The organism is Luteolibacter sp. (assembly GCF_058122085.1).
This window is the reverse complement of sequence record NZ_JBIKBQ010000032.1, coordinates 25404-32670: the sequence shown is the minus strand read 5'-3', so window position 1 is coordinate 32670 and position 7267 is coordinate 25404. Positions and strand designations below refer to the sequence as shown.

Annotated in this window: 2 protein-coding genes; both read left to right on the top strand. The window is 61.2% G+C overall.

Going from position 1 to position 7267, the window contains the following annotated elements; translation table 11 throughout:
- Window positions 1-565 precede the first annotated feature (565 nt).
- Complete coding sequence (locus AC4DF4_RS06655) at window positions 566-1393, top strand: YdjY domain-containing protein (protein ID WP_490047332.1); 828 nt, start codon at window positions 566-568, stop codon at window positions 1391-1393.
- Window positions 1394-1462: 69 nt separating this feature from the next.
- Window positions 1463-7258 (top strand): autotransporter-associated beta strand repeat-containing protein, encoded by a 5796-nt coding sequence (locus AC4DF4_RS06650; protein ID WP_490047331.1) that lies wholly within the window; start codon window positions 1463-1465, stop codon window positions 7256-7258.
- Window positions 7259-7267 lie beyond the last annotated feature (9 nt).

Here is a 7267-nt window from a genome sequence, read left to right as displayed (position 1 = left end):
CTCATGGTGTTGGTTGATTTGAAACGTTTGTTCAAACAGGCGATGTCGGAACATCGCCCGATCAACCAGCACCAATCGATTTTAACATTTTAACGAAAAAAAATCCTCTTCCAGTTTTGCACGGACGAACCAGCAAATAAATCGCCCCGTCCAAATGAACGGTCGGCGTATCAATCTTGGAGACGCCCCCATCCCGGGAAAACCCATTAACCCGGGATGGGAGACGCTCCGTAATCGCGTGCTGCTTTCCGGCAGGAAAGACGCCTGCGACATCGCCGCGACATCATCCGTGCACCGGTGAACCTCACGCCTGATGAAGGCAGGGGGCGACTTGCAGGGCAAGATGTTTTGGACGCCGTTATGCGAAAATCTAGCGCTCTTTTGCGTCAATCCCGACCTTGGACTTGCGCGCGAGACGTTGCGCCCCAATTTATTTCACAGGCTTCTTGATCCAGCCAGAAACCCGCCATCCCTTCAAATCCTCACGGCCTGCGCCCTAGCCATGAAACGCCGCCGTTTCGCCGCCTTGCCTTTGCGCTCAAGGCGTGAGAGCTTTTTCCCCAGCATGACCTTCCGCTCCATCACCTGCGCGTTTCTCGCCATCCCGCTCGCCCTGTCCGCCGAGGAAAAACCCACTCCCGGAGCTTTGCCGGGTGCGAATACACCCAAGTCGGAAGCGGCGGCAAAGCTGTCACCCGAACTGAAAGCCGCGCTCGAAAAACTGGCCATGCCGGGCGTGAAAATCAACGTCGAGCAGTGGTCTGTGGACGTCGATGCCCGCGTCTGCCTGACGGAGGGCATGCTCGAACTGATCGCCTGCACCAAGAACACCAAGGAGCACGAGGCGATCATCGCGGTCGAAGCCAAGCCCAGCCACATTCACACCGCGCTGCTGTTGTTGCGCTCCAAACCGGGCAATCCAGCGATGCAGAAGGCGCTCGATCCCGAAGGCACGCGGTTCATTTCAATCCCGCCCAAGGGCAGCGCGGTGGGCGTTTTCCTCGTCTTCAAGGATGCGAACGGCAAGGACGCGGAGCACCCGATCAGCGATTTCATCACCTCGGCCGACACGGAAAACGAAACCGGCCGCACCGCACCCGGCGAAGGCGCCAAGCCCGTGAAATTCCCGACCCACACCTTCCTGTTCGCCGGATCCATTCTCGACGGAAAAGCCGGAGAGCCCCGCAATTACCTCTGCGACCAGAGCGGCAACGTCATCTCCCTCGCCACCTTCGGCGACGAACTGCTCTGCCTGCCCGGCATCCATGAACATGCCGACAGCCTGCGGATGTGGCAGGTCGATGGCGAAAAGCTGCCCGCCATCGATTCGAAGATCACCCTGCGTCTCCGCCCGCAAGCGATGCCGCCGGCTGACGCGGCAGAAGGGCAATAACCACTCACTTGACCGATGTCAGAACCGCTTCTAACTCAGGAGTTGTGATCCTCCCATCGTTCCGCCCTCATGAAAAAACCCTTGTTTCCGACCACTGTTGCCATAGTTGCCTGTCTGGGCCTCGCCACTTCAATGGCGTTCGCCCAGACCCCAGCCCGCAAGGCGTTTGGCAAAGGAAACCCCTTTACCGTCGAAGAACTTCCGGCCGGAAAGCTCCAAAGCCAGCTTCCGAAGCTCAGCCCCCAGGCGAGGGACAAAGCGATCAAGTGGCTGCACACGTTTGACTTCAGTGCCTTCGACGCCGCGGAGCACCTCCGCGTGGACGATGGTGGCGGCATCTTCATCGTATGCCCTGACAGTCACGGCAATTGCGAAGGTCATTCACACGGACCCGCTGCGCCCGAGGCGACAAACGACAGCCCGACCGCAACCGGGAACACCACCGAGGCGCCTGCCGACACCACCGAACCACCCGTCGCCTATGCCGCCGTGCCCGTGCCGGTCGGCTCTCCTCCCGCCTACAACTCCAAGCCCGGAGCGACCCGGCACATCTATTTGGACTTCAACGGCGGGATCGTTTCGGGGACGGCTTGGAATACGACGGCTTACGATGTCAAGGTCTGGTCCCAGGATACGGACAGGACGACCTTCAACGATGCGGAGCAGACGTGGATGCGGCGGATTTATGAACGGGTGGCGGAGGACTACGCGCCCTTCGACGTCAACGTGACCACGGATACCGCCTATGACCCGGACAACTACACCGGCAACAAGGACTTCGTCGGCTGGCTGATGATTTGTGAAACCACCGACAACAGCGGGGTGCAGCTACCCCACTTTGGCTATGGTGGTATCGCCTACGTCGGTGTTTTTGGCAACTCCACCTACTCTCCTACCTATCAGCCTGCCTGGGTGACCAGCACCAACGGCGGTGGAAACGAAGCCATCGTTGCCGAAGCCGCCTCGCATGAGATGGGTCACAACATGGGGCTCTCCCATGATGGCACATCCACACAGGCCTATTACGGCGGACATGTCGCGACGACATCCGCCCCATCCTGGGGCCCCATCATGGGCACCGGCTACAACCAAAACGTCTCACAGTGGTCCAAAGGAGAATACTACAATGCAAATCAGCTGCAGGACGACCTTTCAATCATGAGCGGCAGGATTCCTTACCGGACCGACGACCATGGAGACAACTTTGCGGGCGCCACGGCAGTGGTCGCCACAAACAACGCGATTTCCCAGAAGGGTATTGTCGAGACCACCAATGATCCGGATGTCTTTTCATTCACCACGGGGGTGGGAGCCATCTCCTTTACGGCAAACCCCTACCGCTGCGACGCCGATACTTGGGGCGGCAACCTCGACGTCATTCTTGAACTCTATGATAGCTCGCAGACCCTCATCACCTCCAGCAATCCAGCCGCCCTGGCAACAGCTTCCATTTCGACGACGGTCGCCGCCGCAGGCACCTATTACCTGGTTCTCAAACCTTCCGCCGCTGGAACCCCGCTGGTCAGTCCCCCGTCGGGCTACACGGTGTATGGTTCGCTTGGCCAATACACTATCAGCGGCACGGTCCAGCCATTCGACCCGCCGCTCGGCTTGACGGGCATTTCTCCATCAAGCGGCAACGCGGGATCCACCGTGACCGTGGACATTTCCGGCACCAAGCTTGCATCAAATACCGCCGTCAAACTGAAGAAGCCGGGCCGCGCGGACATCGCGGGATCCTCCGTCCAGATGATCGGCAACACGCTGCGCTGCCAGTTCAACCTCACCGGTGCCGCCTCCGGTGCATGGGACGTGGTCGCCACCAATCCGGATCTGGCAACCTCCACATTGCCCGCCGCCTTCACCGTGATTGCGGTGCCCACCACTCTCTGGAGTGAGGATTTCGACGGCTCGGTCACCGGATGGACATCGCAGGCCACCCTGGGAACTCACAGTTGGGAGGTCAGTACCGCCCAAAGCCAGACACCGAGCAACTCCTACTTCGCCTCGGCTCCGGCGGTCAAAATCACTTCACATCTCACCAGCCCTGCAATCTCCATTCCCGCGGCCTCCACCGGCCTCCAGCTCAAGTTCTGGCACTCATACGGTCTGGACAGCCAGAAGGATGGCGGACGCCTCGAATTGTCAGTGGATGATGGTGCCAGCTGGTTTGCCATCGAGAATGCAAACTCCGGCGCCGCCTTCGCTCAAAACGGATACACCGCCACCATTGGCACGGAAAACCCTAACAATCGCAGCGAGTTCAACGGCTTGTCGGCCTGGACCGGCGCCAGCAGCGGGTTCGTCGAAACCATTGTCAACCTCACCAGCGCCAATTTCGCAAACAAATCCTTCCGCGCCCGCTGGATCATCGCCACCGACGCCAGCACCGCCAGCACCGGTTGGTATGTGGACAGCATCTCGCTGATCGGCACCTCAGGCGGACCTCCACCTAACCAGCTTCCGGTCATCACCGTCGCCGCCAGCACTTCCTCCGGCGAAACCCAGACGAACGGCCCGACCACCTATCAAATCATCCGCGGCGCAAGCACCAGTCTCTCCGTCACCGCCACCGACGACGCGGGCGAACCGGACCTCACCTATACCTGGCAATCCACGGGACCGGCCCCCGTCGTCTTCCCGGTCAACGGAAACAACGCAGCGAAAAACACCACCGCCACCTTCAGCACGGTTGGCGACTACCTGTTTACCGTAACCGCCATGGATACCGGCGACCTCTCGACGACGAGCACCGTCAACGTGCGCGTGCTCCCGACGGATTCCCTGGTGATCACCCCGAGCTCCGGCAGCCTGGCTGTCGGCAACACCCTCCAATTCAGCGCTGAGGCACGGGACCAGTTCGGCACGCTTCTGCCCAGCCAGCCTTCGCCCATCAACTGGTCCACCAGCGGCGGCGGTTCGATCGATTCCACCGGACTCTTCACCGCCACCACTCCCGGAGGACCCTTCACCATCACCGCCACCAGTGGCGCGTCGTATTCCGCGACCGCCCAAGTCACGGTCACCTTTGTCCTCGACCTCACCTGGGATGCCAACGGTGGTGCGGCCAACCAAACCGATGGCGCGGGCGCATGGCTCGGCGCAAACCAATGGTGGAGCGGTTCGGGCAACGTGACCTGGACTTCCGGATCAGACGCCTTATTCGGCAAAGGCGGCTCCGGCGGCGCGGTCTCCCTCGCCAGCCCGACGACGGCCAATATCATCGCTTTCAACGCCTTCTCCGGCAACTACACGCTCGGCACGGCGGGCCAGGCGCTAACGATCAATGGCGGCATCACCATGAACACGGGTTCAGGCCCGGTATCCATCATCAGTCCCGTCACCCTGGGCGGAGAGCAGACCTGGGCAAACAACTCCAGCGGACTTCTCACCGTGGGATCCGGCGCGGTCAACAACGGCGGCTTTTCACTGACGGCAAATGGCACTGGCAACACCACCTTGAGCAGCGTCATCAGCGGTGGCGGCGGCCTCACCAAGTCAGGCACCGGCGCGCTGATCCTCAGCGCCGCTCAAGATGCCAATAACTACACCGGCAACACCAAAGTCACGGGAGGCATCCTCCAGCTTGGAACCGTATTTTCCAACGCGAACAACATTCCCGGCGGACTAACCGGCACCGGTGCCAGCAATCTGGAGCTCGACGGCGGCACTGCGACGATTTGGTATTACATGACCCGCACTCTCGGCGCGGGATCGGGCCAAATCCAAATCACCGGCGGCCGCAGCGGCTTCACCAACAAACAGACCGATGCCGTCGCGAAAAACTGGAGAGTCGGTGACAACGCGGCCAATGAGATCGTCTGGGGGAGCACCTACTTCAGTCCCACCACATTGGTGCTGCAGGATGCGGCGGCCAGCCCGAATACAGCCACCTTTACTCTCGACAACAAAATCGACCTCAATGGAGCCACCCGCACCATCGAGGTCGGCGCCTCAACGGCCACTCTCTCACAGATCATCCGCAACACCTCAGGCATTGTCGCCGGTCTCACCAAAACCGGCGGCGGCACCCTGATCCTCTCCGCGGCCAATACCTATAACGGCACCACCACCATCAGCGCAGGCATCTTGCAAATCGGCAACGCCACCGCCGGCAGCCTGGGCAACGGCACCTACAATGGCGATATATCCATGGCCAGCGGCACCACCTTGAGAATCTTCAGCACCGCCGCCCAGACCCTTGGCGGAGCGATCAGCGGCGGCGGCAATCTGGTCAAAGCCTACGCCGGCAACCTCACGGTCTCCAACTCGAACACCTACACGGGCAAGACATCGATCTCACCGCAAACCACCGAGGGTGCCGGCACCGTATCCGTTTCATCCTTCAACAGTGTCAATGGCGGCACGCCGATGTTAGAATCAAGTTCCCTCGGCGCGCCGATCACCGTGGCCAACGGCACCATCGACTTCGGCAGCACGGGCATCCAAGGAGGAGCCGTCCTGAAATACACCGGCCTTGGCGAAACCACCGACCGCGTGATCCATTTCCTGTTCAACGGAACGGGCGCCACCAAAACCCTCGATGCCTCGGGAGCTAGCGGCTTGTTGAAGTTCACCAGCACGTTCACGGGCAGCGGCAGCACCACCAACGACGTCACCCTTCAAGGCTCCAGCAATGGCGAAATCGTAGGTGGGCTGCCCTTGGTTTTCCGCAACTTCTCCAAATCGGGCAACGGCACTTGGACACTCGGCGGCACCGGCCTGTATACCGGCTCGACGACGATCACCGCCGGCAAGCTGGCGTTCGGCGCGAACCATGTCTTGCCCGACGCCTCCGCGCTTTCGATCGCCAACGCCACCCTTGATGCGGCGACCTTCACCGACGCCGTCGGAACGCTGGACATCACCAGCACCGCGAGCATCAACTTGGGCACCGGAGCCACCCTGGCCTTTGCCGACAGCAGCGCCATCGACTGGACCGGCGGCACGCTGAACCTCACCGGCACGTTTGTTTCAGGCGCATCGCTTCGATTCGGCACCACCAATACCGGCCTGACTTCCGCCCAGCTCGCCAAGATCTCGGCGGCCGGCTTTGGTTCCCTCTTGCTCGATGCCAACGGTTACCTCACCGCTGACATCACGCCGCCAACGCTGGCCGGCAGCAACATCGTCGATGACAAGAGCGGCGCTCCAATCACCGTCAACACCCTGGTCACCTACACCGTCACCTTCAGCGAGGACATGAATGCCGGCACCGTCACCCCTGCCGTCTTCGGCAACGCGGGCAGCGCCGCCGTCACCATCGGCTCGGTCGCCGAAACATTGCCCGGCGTCTTCACCGTGCAGGCCACTCCGACCAGTGCCGGAACCCTGCAACTCAAGATCAACGCCGCCGCCATTCTCAAGGACGTCGCTGGCAACAATCTCGACACCGCTTCCGCCCTCCCCGATGAAACGGTCATTACCGTCAACACCGCATTTGACTCCTGGGCCAGCGCCACCTTCTCCAACGGCACCTTGAGCGACACGAACATGGCGCTCGACTTCGACGGCGGCGGACTGGCCACCGGGATCGAGTGGGTCGTCGGCAGTGATCCGACCACCGGCAACGACGACGCCGCCAAAGCACCCGCCTGCGACATCACCACCGATCCGTCTTACCTCACCTACACCTACCGCCGCAGCGACGCGGCGAATACCGACTCCAAGACCGCCATCCTGGTGGAGTATGGCAACGACCTGAGCCGCTGGACCACCGCGGTGGCGGGACCGGATGTCGTCATCACCGAGTCGGACAACTTTTATGGAACCAGCCCCGGCATCGACAAGGTCGAGGTGAAAATCAAGCGGACCTTCGCCGGCGACCGACTCTTCACCCGCCTAAACGTGGTCATCACGCCGTAACAAAGGCCC